This is a genomic window from Nostoc sp. (assembly GCF_036919895.1).
GTDB lineage: Bacteria > Cyanobacteriota > Cyanobacteriia > Cyanobacteriales > Nostocaceae > Nostoc.
Window position 1 is genome coordinate 39,980 of record NZ_JBALBW010000136.1, and the last position, 20,136, is coordinate 60,115.

Annotated in this window: 14 protein-coding genes; 7 read left to right on the plus strand and 7 right to left on the minus strand. The window is 42.4% G+C overall.

Annotation, left to right across the window (positions count from 1 at the left end; translation table 11 throughout):
* Nucleotides 1-7 precede the first annotated feature (7 nt).
* Nucleotides 8-421, minus strand: coding sequence for a QcrA and Rieske domain-containing protein (locus tag V7K55_RS26765; RefSeq protein WP_334836286.1), 414 nt, complete (start codon nt 419-421; stop codon nt 8-10).
* 472 nt (nt 422-893) lie between these two features.
* On the opposite strand from V7K55_RS26765, the gene V7K55_RS26770 reads away from it, so the two are divergent.
* The 6 genes from V7K55_RS26770 to V7K55_RS26795 all read left to right on the plus strand — a co-directional run bounded on the left by V7K55_RS26770 (nt 894) and on the right by V7K55_RS26795 (nt 10,488).
* Nucleotides 894-2,501 carry a ferredoxin--nitrite reductase gene (locus V7K55_RS26770; protein ID WP_334836289.1) on the plus strand — a complete coding sequence of 536 codons (1,608 nt, stop codon included), beginning with the start codon at nt 894-896 and terminating at the stop codon, nt 2,499-2,501.
* A gap of 354 nt (nt 2,502-2,855) precedes the next feature.
* A complete protein-coding gene (locus tag V7K55_RS26775) occupies nt 2,856-4,358 on the plus strand; it encodes a NarK family nitrate/nitrite MFS transporter (protein WP_334836291.1) in 1,503 nt (500 codons plus the stop codon).
* 403 nt (nt 4,359-4,761) lie between these two features.
* Nucleotides 4,762-6,975: a molybdopterin oxidoreductase family protein gene (locus V7K55_RS26780; protein WP_334836324.1), complete on the plus strand. Its 2,214-nt coding sequence runs from the start codon at nt 4,762-4,764 to the stop codon at nt 6,973-6,975.
* Nucleotides 6,976-7,265: 290 nt separating this feature from the next.
* Complete coding sequence (locus V7K55_RS26785) at nt 7,266-7,724, plus strand: phosphate-starvation-inducible PsiE family protein (RefSeq protein WP_334836293.1); 459 nt, start codon at nt 7,266-7,268, stop codon at nt 7,722-7,724.
* A 432-nt stretch (nt 7,725-8,156) separates the two neighbouring features.
* Entirely contained in the window at nt 8,157-8,609 is a 453-nt protein-coding gene (locus tag V7K55_RS26790; RefSeq protein ID WP_334836295.1) for a nitrate reductase associated protein, read from the plus strand.
* Between the two features lie 508 nt (nt 8,610-9,117).
* Entirely contained in the window at nt 9,118-10,488 is a 1,371-nt protein-coding gene (locus V7K55_RS26795) for a PrsW family glutamic-type intramembrane protease (RefSeq protein WP_334836298.1), read from the plus strand.
* A 356-nt stretch (nt 10,489-10,844) separates the two neighbouring features.
* Here V7K55_RS26795 and V7K55_RS26800 read toward each other — a convergent pair whose 3' ends face one another.
* The 4 genes from V7K55_RS26800 to V7K55_RS26815 all read right to left on the minus strand — a co-directional run bounded on the left by V7K55_RS26800 (nt 10,845) and on the right by V7K55_RS26815 (nt 16,545).
* A complete protein-coding gene (locus tag V7K55_RS26800; RefSeq protein WP_334836300.1) occupies nt 10,845-11,492 on the minus strand; it encodes a hypothetical protein in 648 nt (215 codons plus the stop codon).
* 147 nt (nt 11,493-11,639) lie between these two features.
* Nucleotides 11,640-13,220, minus strand: coding sequence for a CHAT domain-containing protein (locus tag V7K55_RS26805; RefSeq protein WP_334836302.1), 1,581 nt, complete (start codon nt 13,218-13,220; stop codon nt 11,640-11,642).
* A gap of 147 nt (nt 13,221-13,367) precedes the next feature.
* On the minus strand, nt 13,368-15,641 hold the full coding sequence (locus V7K55_RS26810) for a PP2C family protein-serine/threonine phosphatase (RefSeq protein WP_334836304.1): 2,274 nt from the start codon (nt 15,639-15,641) through the stop codon (nt 13,368-13,370).
* Nucleotides 15,642-16,179: 538 nt separating this feature from the next.
* Nucleotides 16,180-16,545 carry an NAD(P)H-quinone oxidoreductase subunit M gene (locus tag V7K55_RS26815; protein WP_334836306.1) on the minus strand — a complete coding sequence of 122 codons (366 nt, stop codon included), beginning with the start codon at nt 16,543-16,545 and terminating at the stop codon, nt 16,180-16,182.
* An 890-nt stretch (nt 16,546-17,435) separates the two neighbouring features.
* Between V7K55_RS26815 and V7K55_RS26820 the strand changes: the two genes are divergently transcribed.
* On the plus strand, nt 17,436-17,720 hold the full coding sequence (locus V7K55_RS26820) for an Npun_R1517 family heterocyst differentiation transcriptional regulator (RefSeq protein WP_323230600.1): 285 nt from the start codon (nt 17,436-17,438) through the stop codon (nt 17,718-17,720).
* A gap of 550 nt (nt 17,721-18,270) precedes the next feature.
* On the opposite strand, the gene V7K55_RS26825 is transcribed toward V7K55_RS26820, so the two are convergent.
* Together V7K55_RS26825 and V7K55_RS26830 are read right to left on the minus strand one after the other, a co-directional pair.
* Nucleotides 18,271-18,966, minus strand: a complete 696-nt coding sequence (locus V7K55_RS26825) for a response regulator transcription factor (RefSeq protein ID WP_334836314.1) — start codon at nt 18,964-18,966, stop codon at nt 18,271-18,273.
* Nucleotides 18,967-18,998: 32 nt separating this feature from the next.
* Nucleotides 18,999-20,136: WD40 repeat domain-containing protein (locus V7K55_RS26830; RefSeq protein ID WP_334836316.1), on the minus strand; the 1,138-nt coding region annotated here is incomplete at its 5' end.

The following is a 20,136-nucleotide window of genomic DNA, read 5'->3' on the forward strand; positions in this document are numbered from 1 at the left end:
GTATTGTTTAACTTGGCTTGACTACAATTGAACTACCCTCAATTTTGGCGGCGTAAGTTTTAAGCGCTTCTGTCGCTGGGCCTTTCAGCACTTTACCGTCAGCCCCATATTTTGAACCATGACAGGGGCATAAGAAGGTTTTTGTTGAGGGTTCCCATCCGACGGTACAACCTGCGTGAGTACAGGTAGGGTTAACAGCTGTCAGATTTGGGGCTTTAGATGTACCGACTATCAACACAGGCCCAGCAGGTGAATTTTTAGCCAGCAATTGACCAGTTTTATCTAAATCTGCCGAAGTCCCTACTGTTTGCCAATTTCCAGATGCGGAAGGTGTTTGAGAAGAACAAGCTGCGATCGCTACAGGTAGAGAACTCGCTATTAAACCCAAACCTACCCAATTAACAAAATCACGACGTTTCATAAGTGCCACTCAATTTTGGATTTTAGATTTTGGATTTTGGATTAATCTATGGCAATCCAAAACCGCTTGGATCATTTTAAAAATTTTTCATCAAGCGCTTTAAGTAGCTCATTAGCCAACCTTGATGCAAAAAATGCATATTATGTATCCATGTTCAGCAATTTTACCAAAAAATCGTAACAATTTATACGATTCTAACAGAAATCTCGTCTTAAGTTATGAGTATCGAAATTGTTACATGAACATTATCTAAACCTGCTTGACAAATTTTCAAGATGTATATGGCTACCAGTTTCCCTTAACTAACCACGGGTTTGAAGTTTCATGTTGGAATGCTTTTGAGTAACAATAATCAGCCGTAATCGAATATTAAGTTTTTATTCCCGAATCCTCGTAGATACACCACTAATGGAACTACGGGTTGATTGATATTGGGCAATTAGCAGCAAAAATTCTCACGAGAGTCAGCCTCATGACAGACACAACAACTAGAACTACCAGCCTCAATAAATTCGAGAAATTCAAGGCGCAAAAAGATGGACTAGCCATCAGGGATCAGATAGAGAAATTTGCCGCCTTGGGCTGGGAAGCAATGGACGAAACAGATCGCGATCATCGGCTCAAGTGGGTAGGCGTGTTTTTCCGCGCAGTTACCCCAGGCAAGTTTATGATGCGGTTACGGATGCCTAATGGTATTCTTACCAGCAGTCAAATGAGTGTTTTAGCCCAAGTGGTGCAGCGTTACGGTGATGATGGGTGCGCCGATATCACTACGAGACAAAATATCCAATTACGGGGAATCAGAATTGAAGATTTACCAGATATCTTTAATAGATTTCACGCAGTTGGTTTAACTACTATCCAGTCAGGGATGGATAACGTTCGCAATATTACAGGCGATCCGGTGGCGGGTTTGGATGCAGATGAGTTGTACGACACACGAGAGTTGATACAACAAATTCAAGATATGCTCACCAACAAAGGTGAAGGAAACCCAGAGTTTAGCAACTTACCACGGAAATTTAATATTGCGATCGCAGGTGGAAGAGACAATTCAGTTCATGCTGAAATCAACGATTTAGCTTTTGTTCCAGCATTTCAGGAGGGAACTGGGGAAAAATCTTCCCAATCCCCAGTCACTAGTCCCCAGTCCCCAATATTTGGTTTTAACATCCTTGTGGGTGGCTTTTTCTCAGCTAAACGTTGTGAGGCGGCGATTCCTCTAAATGCTTGGGTGGCTCCAGAAGATGTGGTAGCTGTATGTAGAGCAGTTTTGGAAGCCTTTCGCGATCATGGCCCACGTGCTAATCGGCAAAAATCCCGCTTGATGTGGCTAATTGATGAATGGGGTTTAGAAAAGTTTCGAGCAGAAGTAGAAAGCCGTTTGGGTAAATCATTATTACCCGCAGCCGCAAAAGATGAGATTGACTGGGAAAAACGCGACCACATCGGGGTATATAAACAAAAGCAAGCGGGATTAAATTACGCAGGTTTAAATATTCCTGTCGGGCGACTGTATGCCGAAGATATGTTTGAAATTGCCCGTTTAGCTGAAGTTTTCGGCAGTGGTGAGATTCGGTTTACCGTTGAGCAAAACATTGTTATCCCCAACATTTCTGACTCGCGGTTAGCGATATTTTTAACACAACCGTTGCTAGAAAGATTTTCTATTGATCCAGGTTTGTTGATGCGATCGCTAGTATCCTGCACAGGCGCACAATTTTGCAACTTCGCCCTCATCGAAACCAAAAACCGCGCCTTGGCAATGATTAAAGCCTTAGAAGAAGACTTAATCTTCATTAATCCAGTCCGAATTCACTGGACAGGTTGCCCCAACTCTTGCGCCCAGCCCCAAGTTGCAGATATCGGCTTGATGGGAACCAAAACTCGCAAAAATGGTAAAACCCTGGAAGGTGTTGACATATATATGGGCGGCAAAGTTGGCAAAGACGCTCATTTAGGAACTTGCGTTATCAAAGGCATACCCTGCGAAGACTTGCAGCCAGTATTGCAAGACTTACTGATTAAAAACTTCGGAGCGAAACTCAAGCAAGAAGCCCTAGTAGTTATTAACAGCTAGTACTTATTGGGGATTGGGGATTGAGCAAAATTCATACTTCAAGCTCAAAGGTGCAACTTCCGAGTAAAAAGGTGCAACTTCCGAGTAAAAAGGCTCAACCTCCGAGTAAAAAGGTACAACCTCCGAGTAAAAAGGCTCAACCTCAGAGTAAAAAGGTACAACCTCCGAGTAAAAAGGCTCAACCTCCGAGCAAAAAGGCTCAACGTCCGAGTAAAAAGGCTCAACCTCCGAGTAAAAAGGTACAACCTCCGAGCAAAAAGGCTCAACGTCCGAGCAAAAAGGCTCAACCTCCGAGTTCAAAGGCTTAACTGCCATTATCTCTTCTCTGTGTTTTATTCAATTAGAAAGATTGGAATGCTTAAAAATTTATTTTCATTTAGCGATCGCTACCGTATCTTACATCAGACTTGGTTTGCTTTCTTTCTCACCTTTGTCTGTTGGTTTAACTTTGCTCCCTTCGCTACAACCATTGGCAGAGAGCTACATTTAGCGCCTGAGCAAATCAAAACTTTGGGCATCTGTAACCTCGCCCTGACAATTCCCGCCCGGTTAATTATTGGGATGCTTCTGGATCGTTTTGGCCCCAGAATCACCTACTCAATCTTGCTGATGTTTGCAGTTGTTCCTTGTTTAGCAACAGCCTTAGCGCAAGACTTTAATCAACTAGTCATCAGTCGTTTGCTGATGGGGATTGTCGGATCTGGGTTTGTTGTCGGTATCCGCATGGTGGCAGAATGGTTCCAGCCGAAGGAGATGGGCGTTGCTCAAGGCATTTATGGCGGTTGGGGTAACTTTGGGGCTTTTGGTGCAGAATTTGCCTTACCACTACTTGCAGTTTCTACAAGCTTTTTCGCTGGTGGCGCTTCTAACTGGCGATTTGCGATCGCACTCACAGGTATCATTGCAGCTATCTACGGCGTAATTTACTACAACACCGTCCAAGATACCCCCACAGGCAAAGTCTACAAGAAACCTAAGAAAAATGGTTCTCTGGAAGTGACTAGCATCAAAAGCTTCTGGGCAATGCTCGTCTCGAATTTCGGTTTGATTTTCGCCTTGGGTTTATTAGCTTGGCGTTTAGAACAAAAGAATATTCACTTCCTAACTCTGAGTCAAATGTATTTGACTTGGTTACTATTAGCAGGATTATTTGCTTACCAAAGTTATAAAGCTTGGGAAGTAAACCGAGAACTTCTCATTGGCAAGAAAACTTACCCTGCATCAGAACGCTTTCAATTTGGTCAAGTAGCTTTACTCGAATTCACATACATAACTAGCTTTGGTAGCGAACTAGCAGCCGTTTCTATGCTCCCGGCATTTTTTGAAAAAACCTTTGCTTTAGAGCATGTGATCGCTGGGATGATTGCCGCCACCTATCCCTTCTTAAATTTAGTTTCTCGTCCTAGTGGTGGCTTAATTTCTGATAAATTTGGTTCGCGGAAGTGGACAACGACAATTCTCAGCGTTGGTATCGGTGTTAGTTATTTAATGGCACATTTTATTAATAGCAGCTGGCCGATTCCAGTTGCGATCGCAGTTACAATGTTAGCCGCTTACTTTGCCCAAGCTGGCTGCGGTGCAACCTACAGCATCGTACCCATGATTAAAAAAGAAGCCACTGGACAAATTGCCGGTAACGTCGGAGCTTACGGTAATTTTGGCGGCGTAGTTTACCTGACAATTTTTAGCTTAACCGACGCTCCCACACTATTCAGCACAATGGGTATCGCTGCACTAATCTGTGCTTTCATGTGCGCCTTCTTCCTCAAAGAACCAAAAGGTTCCTTTGCTGTCGCTTATGAAGGTGAATTAACAGAAAGCACAACTCAAAACCCTATCTTCTTAACTGAAGAATAATTAGATGAAGAATGAAGTAGTAAAATTAACTATTAAATCTGAATTATGGAAATCTACACTTCATTCTTCTCTAGCAATCTTAATTCATCAAAATCCCTCTTCATTCTCTCTATATTGATGCAAAAACCCTTTGTAACTCTCTTAACTTTGCGCTCTTTGCGTTCTTTGCGGTTCGTTTACTCATTCTCTTCTTCTTATCTTCAAGCACAATAATAGTAAATTACAAAATTGGGAATGCTCTATCAGCAGAACTTACAAAAAATTATGAAAAAACGAACCGCAAAGGGCGCAAAGGACGCAAAGAAATAAGATTTTCAAAGAGTTTTTGCCTAACACACAAATTAATCAAACTGTCGCTACATCTGAGGTTGCACAATCAAAATACCAAAATGGTACAACTGCCATGAGTGAATTTACCAAAACCCTCTGCCCTTACTGCGGTGTTGGCTGTGGACTAGAAGTTTCACCCCCAGCCCAACTTGGCAAAGCAACTAACCGAGATAGTCAAGGAAATCCGACTTGGCGGGTGCGGGGTGACAAAGCCCATCCATCCAGTCAAGGAATGGTTTGTGTCAAAGGCGCAACGATCGCAGAATCTTTAGATAAAAATAGATTACATTACCCAATGGTGCGAGACTCTTTAGATCGAGAGTTTCGCCGCGTTAGTTGGGATGAAGCTTTTAATCTCATTACACAACGCATTCAAACAGTCCGCTTCACCCAAGGGACAGAAGCCTTATGTATGTATGGTTCCGGTCAGTTTCAAACTGAGGATTATTACATAGCCCAGAAACTCATGAAAGGCTGTTTGGGTACTAATAATTTTGATGCCAACTCCCGTTTATGTATGTCTAGTGCTGTAGCTGGCTACATTCAAAGCTTTGGCGCAGATGGCCCACCCTGTTGTTACGAAGACCTAGAGTTAACTGACTGTGCATTTTTAATTGGCACTAATACAGCCGAATGTCATCCAATCGTTTTTAACCGCCTGGCAAAATATCACAAAAAGAACCGCAAGGTGAAAATGATTGTGGTAGACCCCCGACGCACACCAACCGCAGAAGCCGCGGACTTACATTTAGCCATTCGTCCCGGTACAGATATCGATTTGTTGAACGGCATCGCCCATTTATTGATGCGCTGGAACTACATTGATACCATGTTCATGGACGACTGCACCAGCAACTTTCCGGCTTATGCTGAAGTAATTCGCCACTATCCCCCGGAAGTGGTAGCTCGTCAATGTGGAATCAGCATTGAAGATTTAGAAACAGCAGCCCGTTATTGGGGTGAATCACAGCGAGTACTTTCTTTGTGGTCGATGGGTGTAAATCAATCGTCTGAGGGGACAGCCAAGGTAAGAACTATCATCAACCTGCACCTGATGACTGGACAGATTGGTAAACCTGGGGCTGGCCCTTTTTCTCTCACTGGCCAACCAAACGCAATGGGGGGACGGGAAGCCGGAGGTTTGGCGAATTTATTACCAGGTTATCGGGCGGTGAATAATCCTCAGCACCGCGCCGAAGTTGAGAAGTTTTGGGGACTCAAGCCAGGACAGATTTCACCCAATCCCGGTTTGAGTGTTTGGGAAATGATTACTAGCTTAGAAAATGATGCTGTCGGGTTACTGTGGATTGCAGCTACTAATCCAGCTGTAAGTATGCCAGATTTGGAGCGGACAAAAAAGGCATTGTTGCGATCGCCTTTCACCATTTATCAAGACGCTTATTATCCCACAGAAACCTCCGCCTACGCTCACGTTTTACTACCGGCAGCCCAGTGGGGTGAAAAAACTGGCGTGATGACAAACTCCGAACGGATGGTAACTTTGTGTCAAGCATTCCGCCAACCACCAAAAGAAGCTAAAGCCGATTGGGAAATTTTCGCCGAAGTTGGCCGGAGATTAGGTTTTGAGAGAGAATTTGCTTTTGCTAACTCTGCCGAAGTTTATGCTGAATTCGTCCAATTAACTCAAAATCGCCCCTGCGAGATGACGGGTATCAGTCACGCGCAATTACAAGTAGAAGGCCCGACTCAATGGCCCCATCCTAAAGAGAGCAGGGGGAGTAGAGGAGCAGGGGAAGCAGGGGGAGAAACCTCTGGAAAGCGTTTATATACAGATTTACGCTTCCATACCCCTGACGGACGCGCTCGATTTGGGGCATATTACTCAAAGGGATTGGCAGAACCACCAGACCCAGATTATCCTTTTGTGCTAACTAATGGCCGACTTTACGGACATTGGCACACCCAGACACGCACCGGTCGCATTGAAAAAATTTGCAAGATGCACCCCGAACCGTTTATCGAAATTCATCCCCGTGACGCTGCGAAGTTAGGCATTGTAGATAGCCAGAAAGTGGAAGTGCGATCGCGTCGGGGTAAAGCTCAGTTTCCTGCTAAAGTGACAAAAGCGATCGCACCTGGTACAGTTTTTGTCCCCATGCACTGGGGTTCGCTGTGGGCAGATAATGCCGAAGCTAACGCCCTCACTCATCCAGAATCTTGCCCCGATTCCCTGCAACCAGAATTAAAAGCCTGTGCAGTGCAGCTAATCCCCATTTCTGTAGAAGTTACAGCCAAAAATCATCAAATCCAGTCCTTGCAATGGTAAGCTGCCAAGTGTATTTATAAAAAGGTAATTAATAATCACTAATAGGTAAGTTAGTCAATATTAGATAACTAATAGTTATTATCATTTTTTATGACTCTCTCCTCTTGACTCATAGCAATTACCATATATCAAGAGACTAAATTTCTAGTAGCCAGAGGTTTTACTAGTGCCGAGTTTATATATGGTAAACAAGAAAAATCAGATAATCAACTTAAAAATCATCTTTTTTTAATCCTCTAGATTGATCTATGGGATTTTATTTTATTTTATTTAAAAATCGGGTGCAGCAAATGAAAAAGTTACTAAGAGAAATTCTAGGAGCTACTAAAGATGAGAACTTCATGCACATCATCGAAAACGTAGAGGTACTAGTTTCTAAAGTTCTATCTATTTTTATGGTAGTTGTAATTTTAGTTGCGATCGGGGACTTAGGAGTTTTTATTTTTAAAGAGTTGTTGACAGCACCTTACGCTAAGTTTAACACAACATTATATAAGATTTTTGGCTTGTTTTTGAATGTTTTAATTGCTTTGGAAATCTTAGAAAATATCACAGCTTATTTGCGAAGACACGTTTTCCAGGTTGAATTAGTTATTGTCACTTCTTTAATTGCTGTCGCTAGAAAAATTATTATTCTTGACTTAGAAAAAGTCTCAGGTATTGATATAATTGGTTTAGGAATTGCTATTCTCGCCCTTTCAATTAGTTACTTAATCATTCGTCTCAGTAATGACAAAAGGATCAGTTAAAAAAAGAGCTTGATAAGCTGTTGTCAGACATAAAGTTTAGGAAGATAGAGATTAGTTTAAATATCCTTGCCAGATAATATAGTATACTTAATCCTTAAGAGCAGCCTAAACTGTATTTTAGACAAGTTATTAGTGCGCTCTACTAGTTAATTATTATTTTTAATTACTAACTTTTGTAACTTAGGTATAAAAAATTAGGACTTACGCACTGTACAAAAGAAGTATCTTGTGTATTAACGTAAATAGGTCATTTCAGGCTTTTGAAGGGCGCTTTTGATTGCTAGCAATCGCCAAAATATGATTGAAAAACCTAGCCAGAAGCGTTGAAAACTATACCTGTTATTTTCGCTTTTCTGTCAATGCGTAAGTCCTAAAAATTATGGATAGTTAAAAATCCTTAATTTGAAATGAGCGAATTTTGAATACTTGATTATGACAGATTTCTTTCAATTTGAAACAGACTTTGTTGATTCCCTGCGTTGCATCCCCATGCAGGTGCGTTTTAAATTAGATACTTGTGGCATCAAGCTAAAATTGTCTGACTGGAATCTAATGACTACAGCAGAGCGTCAAGATTTAGTTGAGTTACCTTGCACTACAGAAACGGAAATTCATTCTTACTGTGACCATGTCCAGCGATTAATTATACAAAGTACGGGTATAGCACCTAAAAAATTGCCCATTGAGCCTTATCCTGCATGGCTTGATTTTGCCACTGTACCAGCCAGCCTCCAGGAAAAAGCTCAAGAAATCGGTGTTACCCTGACACAGCAACATTGGGCAGCTTTAACGCCATTACAGCGTTTTGCCTTGATTAAACTCAGCCATCCAGGACATGAAAACAAAAACTTTTCCACAGCGATCGCAGAATTCCATTTGCTTTAATCGATCCATATAGCAATCCTATCTGATTTGTGAAAATTCGCAGATAAAAAAGCTGGCGACAAGGTACGTACAGCAGTTTACGACTTTGAAGGAGATTAGACTTATAGCGAAAAACCCGATCGCAATTTTACTTCAAATAGATTGTGGCAAAACAACTGACAACAGACCACCAGAAATTATATATTTTCTAAATGAAACTAAATGCAGTGAAAACTACTGTTTTTTAATAAATTGCCTTGGGTTAAATTTGCAGCTAGGATGTCAAAAGCAGACAAACCATATAGTCTGATTTATCTGGATGACAAGCCCGTTTCAGACAAACTCTCAGTACATGGAATACTTATTAACATTAGGTGAAACAATTTGAAATCTTCCATCTAGAATTTTAAATTTCTTAGCAGTAAGTGAAGCTATAGTGGATTTAGCAATGCTGCTGTTAATGTGGCTAAGGTTAGTCCTGTTGCCAAATATATGAAGAAGAATTAATTTAGAAAAGCACACTAACTCGATGACAGGCAAAAACGCAAGACATAATGCATTTCTGCGGCTAGTGTCTGGTAATGGGGCAACTTCTGGATCGGAATCTCGTTACTCGCTGCCCCCCACTAAAGAGATGGTAATTGGACGCGACCCCAGCTGCCAAGTTGTCTTGGATGCCATGATGTACCGGATGGTATCTCGTCGTCATGCGGTGGTTCGTCCCCTCTCTTTATCCCCAGATAGCAAATTCAGCTGGGTGCTTTGTGATTTAAATAGTGCTAATGGCACTTATTTGAATGGACAACGCTTATATGAATGTCAGGAATTGCACCCAGGCGATCGCATTTCTCTAGGTGCTGATGGCCCACAATACGTTTTTGAGTACGAGTTTACTTACCAAACCCCGGCCACAACAGTTAACCAAGTTACACCATTACCTTCGGCGACAAACTACCACAGCCACACGCAATTAAAGCAGCCAGATTCTGTTAGCTTCACCCAGCTTTTCCCGATTATTTCTACTGGTAAAGATTTAACTCGTAAAGCTTACCTTGTACCGGGAATACTGACCGTAATTTTTGTAGTGTTAATGTTTGCTACAGTCGGTCAGCCCCAAGCTAATCAAGTTATCGTCGCAACTTACATCGCCTTTGCTGCTTACTATTTTGTTTACCAACTTTGCGGTAAAGAGAAGCCTTGGTGGGTGCTAATGGCTTCGGCATTGGGTACAACGGCGATTTTGCTCAGTCCAGTGTTGGATCTATTTATCTTCGTGTTTCGCGGCATCCTTCCTGGAAGCTTGCCCTCACCCCAAGAATCTATCACCTTCACAGAATTGCTGGTACGGATGTTTTTTGGTGCTGGGTTGATGGAGGAATTACTGAAGGCATTACCTGTGTTAGGGGCGTTTGCTATCGGTAGAATGTTATCTTCACCTTGGCGGGAAAAGATCGGTGTCTGGGAACCTCTAGATGGTATTCTCCTGGGAACTGCTTCTGCTGTAGGCTTCACTCTCTTGGAAACTCTCGGACAGTATGTGCCGGATATCACTCAAAATGTGGGTACAGGCGCTGCTGGTCAACTAGCGGGTTTACAGCTGCTAATCCCGCGAATTTTAGGCTCTGTAGCTGGACACATGGCTTATAGTGGCTACCTCGGCTATTTTATCGGGTTGGCTGTTCTCAAGCCCAGTAGAAGTTGGCAAATTCTCTCTATTGGTTATCTTAGTGCTGCTGCGCTCCACGCTCTGTGGAATGCTACAGGATCTATCAATGCCTTGCTATTGGTAGTTGTTGGGGTATTATCTTACGCCTTTTTGATGGCGGCAATTCTCAAGGCACGGGCATTGTCACCGACGCGATCGCAAAATTTTGCTACCCGATTTTTGGGCCCAAAATAAGAGATGAGGGAGAAGGGTGCAGGGTGCAGGGTGCAGGGGGATAAGAACAATCCGTAATGACTATTCAATATTTATGTCTTTGGATGGATGGCCTAGTTAGAAAAGAAGCGTACCTTAATTCAATACTGGGTTAACTATGGCTAAAAAGTAAAAACTACGAAGCTTCTGGCAAAAGTCTTGATTCTCGACTCTTTTTTCTGTCTCTGCGTAATGTAAATCAACATCTTTGCAAAAGATGCGTCTAAACAGAGTGTCTACAAAGCGCGGGCTACGCCAAAACAGCGCATGATGAAAATTTTAGCTTTCTCTACTTTTTCTATTGCCCGTTACCTATAAACTGTCATCTGTTCCCTACTTTATAGTTCAGACTGGGACTGGTTGAGTTGAGTAAAAGCATAAAAAGCGATCGCTAAACTAACCTTTGCTTTCTCTACTTCTGATAAAGCTGACCATTCGCTATTATTAAGATTACTGATGGCAGATGCCGCGTTTTTTGATTCGCTACTCCGCATAGCGTAGGCAAAAGGACGAGCTAAGACCAAAAGATCCTCTGTTCCCCAAGTTGGTAGTACTGTTTGAACACACTCAACTAGTTGTTCACCTATTGATTGCTGGGCAGCAAAAATCTCAGCAGCTTTCTGAGCGATGGTATTGAGCAATGTTTGGGGTACACAGGCGGCAAAAGTAGTCCGGAGTGTTTCTTGAAGATTCAGCACTAATGCCTGTTGAGAGTGATGAGGATGGCTTGAGGCGAGGGAGAGATTAGACCAAAGTGGATCTAGATTGCTATAAAAATCTTGCGATCGCGTCGTCAGTTCTTGCTCAAGTAAATCTTGCATTCCGAATTGTTGTTCTAATTCCTGAAAATAAGCTTCTGACTCCTCATCGGCTGGGTTCCAGGGATAGGTAGCATCGTCTGGTTCTAGTAGTGCTTCTAATAAATCTAAATCTACTTGAGATGGCAAAGAAGAGAAAGTGTCTGAGCCGTTAATTTTTTTAGCCATTTTTTATTGTCTCCCGATTATTTGGTGGTATTTACAGCTACAACCTTTCAAAATAGATTTCCGCAAAAACAGTTGATTTTTTCTTCGGGAAAAACAGATTTTAAAAGCTGATATTCAACATCAAAATTCACCTACGCAGTGGCTATACTAGGAGTCTTCAATAATAAACTCCCAGGTTTCACCCCTAGCACTTCCAAACTTTAACTGCATTCCCGATTTCAAAGGGACTTCCTCTCGGAGGATTTGTTGCCAGCCATTAGGCCCTAAAAACCAGGTTGTCCCGTAGGTAGAAAAATCTTGTAAATAATAAGTTCGTACCAATGTAGCATCAGTAAGAGTATTACGGCAGAAAATTTCGGCGTGGCGTTTGGATACAGATGGTTCGGCAATGACAATATCATTATCTTTCGTGCGGCCGATGCGGGTGACTCCATAACGCAGTAACCAGGTTTTACCTTTTGGAACGAGCGATCGCAATGAAGCAGTGGGAAGCAGGGAACCCATGTCAGGAATCGCTGTATCTGGTAGTTCAGTAATCCCTTCATCTAGATTCTTAATGAGTTCGCCATTAAAATCTGGATGCAGGTAGAGAACAGGCAAAGTCCAAGCAGGTTGATTAAATTTATACAGTGTCAATAACTCTTGCCTAGCTAGTGCTACGGCTTCATCTATTGGTTTGTGCGATCGCAAAGCTTCGGTAAAAGCTTGAATAAAACTGTGGCTTTCGCGATCGGCAATTTCATCACGCATCCCCAAAACCGCAGGCACACCATGACGAATCAATACTTCTGCTAAACTGCTGGCAGGTATAGCTTGATGATTGATTGCAGCTGGTTGTGCGCCCCAACAGGCGTTGAAAAGCGCCAGTTTCACACCTGTACGGGTCAAAACTTGTGCCAATTCTATTCCATTCAAGGGCATGTCTGGTCGCAAAAATAGTAACCCTCCATCTGGCCCTGGCAAACCATGTCCAGCGTAAAAGAAAACGTTGTATGCTTTGGTTTCTAATTCTTGAATCAACTCCTGTGGAGTTGGTTGTATAAGTTTATTTACTATACAAGGTGCATATCTTTGGGAATTACCACCCACAGGTGTATCTAGAAGACTTTGCTGTAAAATAGCTGCTTCTTGTTCTAGTTGCAGTTTTTCATCATGGCCTAAAACTAGCAAGATACTTAAAGCCTGATCGGTTCGCAAATAAGGTAAGGGGTCAACTTCGCTACTGGTACGACTAAATAGCAAATCTTGGGAAAGAGACATCGCCGATTGACCAGGTTCGCGCTGCATAATTTCCCAAGGCAGAGCAATCAGATCCGGGTCACGAATTTCTAGCTGAAAGCGCAAACGTGTATGCTGACCCATAGCAATCCCGCGACTGCGTTCTAGACTACCGAGAATTTGCCCGTCGAATATCCAGCGCCATAAATTCATTCCCAAGTATTGCATCAGACGACTGCTGTAGGGGCCAGTAGTCTGAGATGAAGGGGGTGAAATCCAATCTATGGGGAATGGGTTGGACTTTTGAGATGTTGGGTTTGAGGAAATATCTAGACGACTATGGCCAGCAAACATCTGCTGCCATTCTTGCCAAACTTGATTGAGTTCAACAGGCCATACAGAGTCACGTAAAACGTAGCCACTCGGATAGGGAGCCTTGACCACCCAAATGGCGAAGTTGTCAGTGCCAGTGTTTAAGAGACGGGCGATCGCCAAATTCAGGGATGGCATGGATTCATAAAACTAAAAGCTAAAACAAATAATTTCAAATAACAATTCTTCAAGGTAAAAGGTTTCTATTTTTTTACCTTGTAAGTTTTTTACTCTCGTTATTATCTGTTATTATTCCAGGTTTTTACCAGTTTATCGAGTATTTGATTAAGTTGGACTGGTGTCAGATGATGGAGTCGCTGGTGGTTGCGTGACGGTTGTACACGGATTTTGTACATTTGATTGTAAAACAGATACACCAAAGCGTTTTAGTTGGGATAAATCCAACGATACTGTTTCCGGCAAAGGTTTCAAATTGGGTGGAAGTGAGGTAGTTACTGTTGGTTTATTAATATTAGCTGGGGTTTGAGTGCTTTTATTGGCACAGACTCGCATAGACACTGCAAAATTTCCCGAAGCAGGTTTAGGATTTGGATTTGTGTCGATTACCTCTAAAAAAGATCCAGGGGGAAGCAATTGGTTGTTTTTCAAGGGGATTTGATTGTTGGCTTTAATTACCCAACCTGGAGAAAGGTTATCAAGCGATCGCGGTTCGGGTGTCGCTTCGATGCTAGGATTTTGAGTTTGTAATGGATTGGCAAAAATTGGCCATGAGCCTGATGGCTCACGCAGTTGCTTCACGAACAATCCTAGACAGCCTGCCAATACCACAAATATCAAAGGAACAATCCACTGTAGCGGTAAACTGGGAGCTTTAGCAGGTTCAGTGTCTGGAATCACCTGAGTTTTCTGGTTTGGGCTACCTAAAAGGGGAACATCTGTCGCCTTGGATGCAAAATCAACAGTTTTGGCAGAATAACTCTCTGGAATGAAGGCTTTGATGGTAATTTCTGGTTCCCAGTATTGGACTTGATAGTGAACTAAAGCGATCGTGACATTATCATGTCCATTTTTAGTATTAGCGATTTCGATTAATCTATCCGCAACACTTGCTATATTTGCTTCCCCAGTTAGAATCGGCAATATTTCTGTTTCCCAATATTCCTCCACCCGATCGAAATCACTCAAACCATCCGATGTGAGGAGAAAAACTGCATCTTCATCGAGCATAAACCTTGTCGATGTGGGATGTAATGAAGTGCTAGAACCCATACCCAAAGCCTGCACAAGAGAGCCAGCAGAGCTTTGCTGGACAGCATCGCGGTAAATGGCATAGCCTAGCCGCACCTCGCGGGAAGCGACATCATCATCAAGGGTGACTTGATAACAGCCTTGGCGGGTAATCCAGTAAGCACGACTATCACCTACGTGGGTAATGTACATTTCGTGGGCAACAGGTAATGCCATGACTAAAGTCGTGCCCATGCGCTGCCGCCCTTGGCGATTTTCTCCGTCATTGCGCTGACTAATTTTGTCATTGGCAATTGCCACTGCTTTTTCTAGGTCATTCAGCAGTAGTGAGGGATCTATATGATCGTAGGGAACTTTTGTTAGTTGCTGTACTTGCTGCTGGATCGTTTCAATGGCTAAATTTGAGGCGACATTGCCACCTTCGTGTCCACCAATGCCATCACAGACAATTGCTAAAGCTGTTGGTTGGGGTGGTTTGCTCACCATCGTTCCACTGGGAGGACTACAGGCATCTTCGTTGCGTTGGCGACTTGGGCCTGTGTCGGTTTTGGTGATAATTTTGATCGTGGGTGTTTGCGATCGCCCTAACCCAGCCAGTCCTCCATCTAAAACTCCGATTAATTGGTCGGTTGAGTTAATCTCTCCCTGAATTAAGGCAAGGCTAACGCGATTAACAAATTCAACTATGGCTGGTTTCGCACTACTAACCAACTGCTGCCAAAATTCGCCTAATTGGGGCAATTCTGGTGATGTTTCGGGGTCGAAACGCAAATCCAACAACCGGACTAACGATCCTTCTACCCGTAATACAGATGAGTCAAGCAAGCTAGAGGCGACACCTTCACTTGCAAGAGGTTGCCACAGATGAGCTATTTGCCATAACCAATTGAGTTGGCGCATCGATGTAGCATCACGCCAAGCGGTGGTTAACTCACTACCCAAATGCACTTTTTGGCTTGTGTCATCTATTAATAGTGGCGGTTTTTCTAAGAGTAATATTTCTCTTTCATGGGAAGAACTGTCAGGGATAAATAGGACTCCATATACCTGCGGTACGTGTAAGCGGTAGGGAATGAGTCTCAAATAAGCTCTTAGAGGCTGTAAATTCTCTAACTCAGGCGTTAGAGATATAAAACCAGGTTTCGTATCTAAAAGAACAAATTTATCAATGACTAAATAGCGATCGGCTAATATTTCTCCAGGGCTACCCACACTTGGGCCATCTACCACAGCCCAGAGATAATTTTTGGGTAAGGGCGTGGAACATCGCTGGCAAAACTTGTGAGTCAGGGGGTTGGCAGCCCGACAATTTTCGTTTGGACAGTAGAGCGTTGCCGCGTCATTTTCCATAGTTTTCGCACCGATCAGCGATTGGCAATTTCTTTAACAGCATTAGTAGGGACAATCTAGACCGCTCATCTTTCTTAAACTTGACATATCCAGACTTTAGATGATGATTTTAGCTGGCGGATATCAGCAGGTGCTAATACTCAAACTTATCCAAAAAATCCGCTCCTCAGTCAACTCTACAGCCTCATCATAGCTTCTATTGCTCTGTGACTCTTCATCGCCAAAGCAAGTAGCTCCAACCCTGTTACCAAAGCATAACCCAAGCATAACTGCGCCCCAAGCTTTTGCTGAATTATCGCATCATCAAGAGACAGATAATGTTGGCATTTATTTAGTTTATAAGTAAGATAGCAAGAATTAACTTTAATTAAGAATTAAGAATAGCAAATACAATTTTGGCAAAAGTACCTGACGAATCAAGAAAACCTTCCTCGAAATATCTCTCTAGGAGAGATACTTTGAATTTACCCCTTTCCGTAGTCGAGAAAGGGGTTAGGTTTTCTTAGATTTTTCCAGTTGCCTGAATTGTCAGCAGGGTTCAGGCAGTTTGCTTGTTGTCAATTGCAACTTGAGGAACTCCCATACTGTAGTTGGTAACGCGGGCAGAGAGATTGTAGCTGATTTCGCCGAGTTGCAGGAGCGATCGCAAATAATGCTCTAAATCTGACCCCACACGGCGCAAGTTATAGTCCGTGAGGTCTTGGCCACTAGATGCTTCTACTAGTTCATCAAATTTTCGATAAACTTTTTGCAGCGCATCTTCATTCCAGTTAAATTCGTTATCTGGGTCTATATCTAACGTTAAGACCTGTTGACTAGGAACTAGATCGCCATCCCGGTCAATTTCGCCTGCAAAAATGCGGACATGCCGGGTTGTGGACTTGAGCAGCATCGGGTTATCCATAAGAAGGTGTAAGATTTGGGTGGATTACACTGAAATTATTGTAAACGTTATATTCAAGCTATGAATGCTCTCAATTTACAAGCTTTGAAGGCAGTTTCAAAAGGGTATATTGAATGGGCATAAGTAAAAATATCACCTGTACTGATTAACTTACTCCTTTTGTTAGGAGTTGAAGACGCAATTAATTGCTAGTACTGACAGTAGTCTAATTATTTTCTGTAAAAATTACTTGATAAAATCTTTTCATTTGGAGTATACAAACAACTTAAAGCGATGTGCTAATCTTACCTACTGCTAAAATTTTCCTATTCCTCAAGTCTAAAAGCCAGTAGGGTAAAGGACTCGCCAAGAATAACTCGATCTGTGTAATTTTTTTTCTAGGGAACAAAAGTCTTTACCTTAATAATTGCGCTCATCAATTTCTTCGGAATTTTCTATTGCAAAAAACGTACATCAAGTAATTTTACTGAATAGCGCTACATCGACCTCTGGCTGTAATAACTTCCAAAAAATTAAGCGATTTTACTTACGTATAAACACCAAATCTAGAGTAGCAAGTCAAACTTTTATTGACGTTGACATAAAGTTGATGTAAAAAGCTTTAAAAAGGTTGAACAACATCTTACAGAAACTTTATTGTGTAGAATCTTAAAAACTGAATAATAGTTATGGCTTACCATAAGCTACATCTGGTACAGGAACATCAAAATCTAGACAGTGAAAATTGAGCTTGTAAAAAAAACACAGGAGAGGAAAATGGAATACAAAAGTGATTGATGAAGAAAAATTCTTAATTCAAGCACTTTGGATTCAAAAGGGATATAAAGAATTTTTGCTGGGCATCTACCTCCTTACCCTCATGACAACCAAGTAAAGGAATCTCAATAGTTATGAACTCCAAAGCATTACCACGCCAGATAAATAATCTCGAAGTAGGTGTTTATGAGTGCGAAATCCATCTCAAATTCCGGTTGATTGAGGAAAAGAGTCTATTGAGCGATCGCGAGCAACTCTTACAGGTGCTACTTGATGCTTTAACTGAAGGTTCTGATGACTTTCTAGAGACGCTACAAGCGTCCGTTAAAGCCCAGGAAGTGTCTGAGTTTAAAGCTTCACCTCAAATGCGACGTCAGCTTATGCGCTTGCGTAATGCTGCTGAAAATCCCCAATCTTAAATGTGTAATTTAAGTAGTGAAAAACATGAATTGAGCATCAAATCAAATGTTGATCCTATAGCCCCGTTGCCATAAAAACTAATCAGCAAGTAGAATTCATAAAATATTGTGATTTCTACTTTACGAAAGTCTTATTTAGCAGCGCAAAGTCCCAGGAACAGTTTCCTCTATTAAAAACTTTGTAGCAAAGGGTACTGGTAGAATCTGAGAATAAACTCAGTCGGGTGCATTTTACCGAGTTTTTATCAAAACATTGTAGGAATAACAAAATTCTGTGTCTTTACAGATGGGGAATTAGACAACAGGCGCAAATCCAATGAAAACCTAAAAGACCAAAGTAAATATAAATAACCTTCCTTTTAGCTTTTTGCTTTAGTTAAGTGCCTGATTTGCTGAAATACTTATGTTTTATGTATTACTGGTAGTAGGTTATGGTTTAGTAGCCAGTTACCTATTACCAATTACCCACAGTCACAAGATAAGAGGACATGGGGAATGGGGAATGGCGAGAAGAGGGATAGGAAAATAAGCAATTCTCAATCCCCAATCCCTATTTAGCCAAACCGTGTTCTAGAGCAAAACGAACTAACTCTGTACGGCTATTAGTGCCAGTTTTGCTAAACAAACGACTGACGTATTTTTCTACATTGCGGACGCTGGTTTCTAAACGACGGGCGATTTCTTTGTTCATCAACCCTTCAGCGACCAAATTTAAAACACTTTGTTCTCTCGGTGTCAAATCAATTTTAAAAGGGGCTGGCGATTGGGAAATAGCATTTCTTTGAGTTAATAATGCCTTAATTTGGGCAATCTGATTGGCTAGTTCAGCAAGATCGGGGGTTTCAGCGTCATCTCCCGTACTTGCGGTCTTAGCGGCGCGGCGGGCCAGCAAATTTTCGACTATAGCCACTAACTCATCTGGATCGAAGGGTTTGGGTAGATAGGCATCAACACCAGCGTGATAGCCTTGGATGCGATCGCCTGTCATCCCCTTAGCAGTTAAAAATACTACTGGGAGTGCTTGGAAGCGGGGATCTTCTCGCAGTTGTTTGAGGAACTGATAGCCATCCACCTGGGGCATCATCACATCGGAAATTACTAAGTCAGGTGTATTCATCTGCATCCATTCCCAACCTTCAAGGGCGTTACTGGCGACTTGAACGCTGAAACCGCTCTCTTGCAAATAGTCTTTCACGGCTTCCCGTATCCCTGGTTCATCATCTACCAGTAACAATTGTGCTGACATTTAAAATTCCCTTGAGTTTTCCTTTTTCCAATTTAGCGAAAGTTGGCAGTCATTGAACAATCTGAATTCACCTCTACCGCCCCCAAAGCTTTTAAAGTTGACATCTCTGCCTCGGTCAACCCTTTAACCTCTGTAATAATCGCACCTTCATAAGGACGGGCTGACCGTAAAGTTGTCCAGCATTCCCCTGTAGTAAGATCCCAGCAATTGATTGTTTCATCCTGGCTACCACTGAGGAGAGTTTGATTGTCATGGCTCAAACTGAGCGACCAGATCCAATTTTGGTGATTCTCTAGTGTCGCCAGACAGTCTCCAGTAGCTAGATGCCAAATTTTGATGGTGCGATCGCTACTACTGCTAATCATGCGGCTACCATCGGCGGTGAAGAGAATACAGACAATTTGGCCGGTATGTCCTTGGAATACTCGCTGACAAGTTCCGGTGTGAATGTCCCACAATTTTACTATCTGTTCATCCCCAGCAGTGGCGATGTATTGACCATCTAGACTGACGGCAATTGCCCAAACGCGGTTTGAGTCTGCCTCCCAAGTATTCAGACATTTTCCTGTTTCAACATCCCATCGTTTAACTATCTTTTCATGACCGCTACTGAATAGAGTTTTGCCGTCAAGACTAAAAGCGATCGCTAGCACAGATCCAGGATGCCCCTGCAATGTTTGCCAACATTCCCCAGAATGCACATCCCAAATCTTGATTGTATGGTCGTGGCTGGCACTAGCAAGTAAGTTATTGTCTGGACTGAAAGCAACCGCCCAAACCCAACTTCCGTGACCGTGCAAAGTATTGAGACATTTTCCTGTATGGGGACTCCAAAGTTTAATAGTCTGGTCGGCGCTGCCACTGGCGAGAAATTGTCCGTTGGGACTAAAGGCAACACAAAAGACCCGATTGCTGTGTCCGTGTAGTACACGAAAAGGCTGGAGGCCAAGGTTTAACTGTTGCGGGGCATTGAGGTTGACATCCCAGAGTTTGATTGTCTGGTCTTCATGTCCGCTAGCAAGAAGATTTTGCTGGCAACTGTGGGTGATGCCTCTGGCAAGCAAAGCTAAGGCATAACAGCAATTCTCATTTTGAAATAAATAGAGTATTAACCCCATTTTGAAAATCAAAATGTAGTACAAAATAACTATTTTTTTAGAGAAAGGAGAT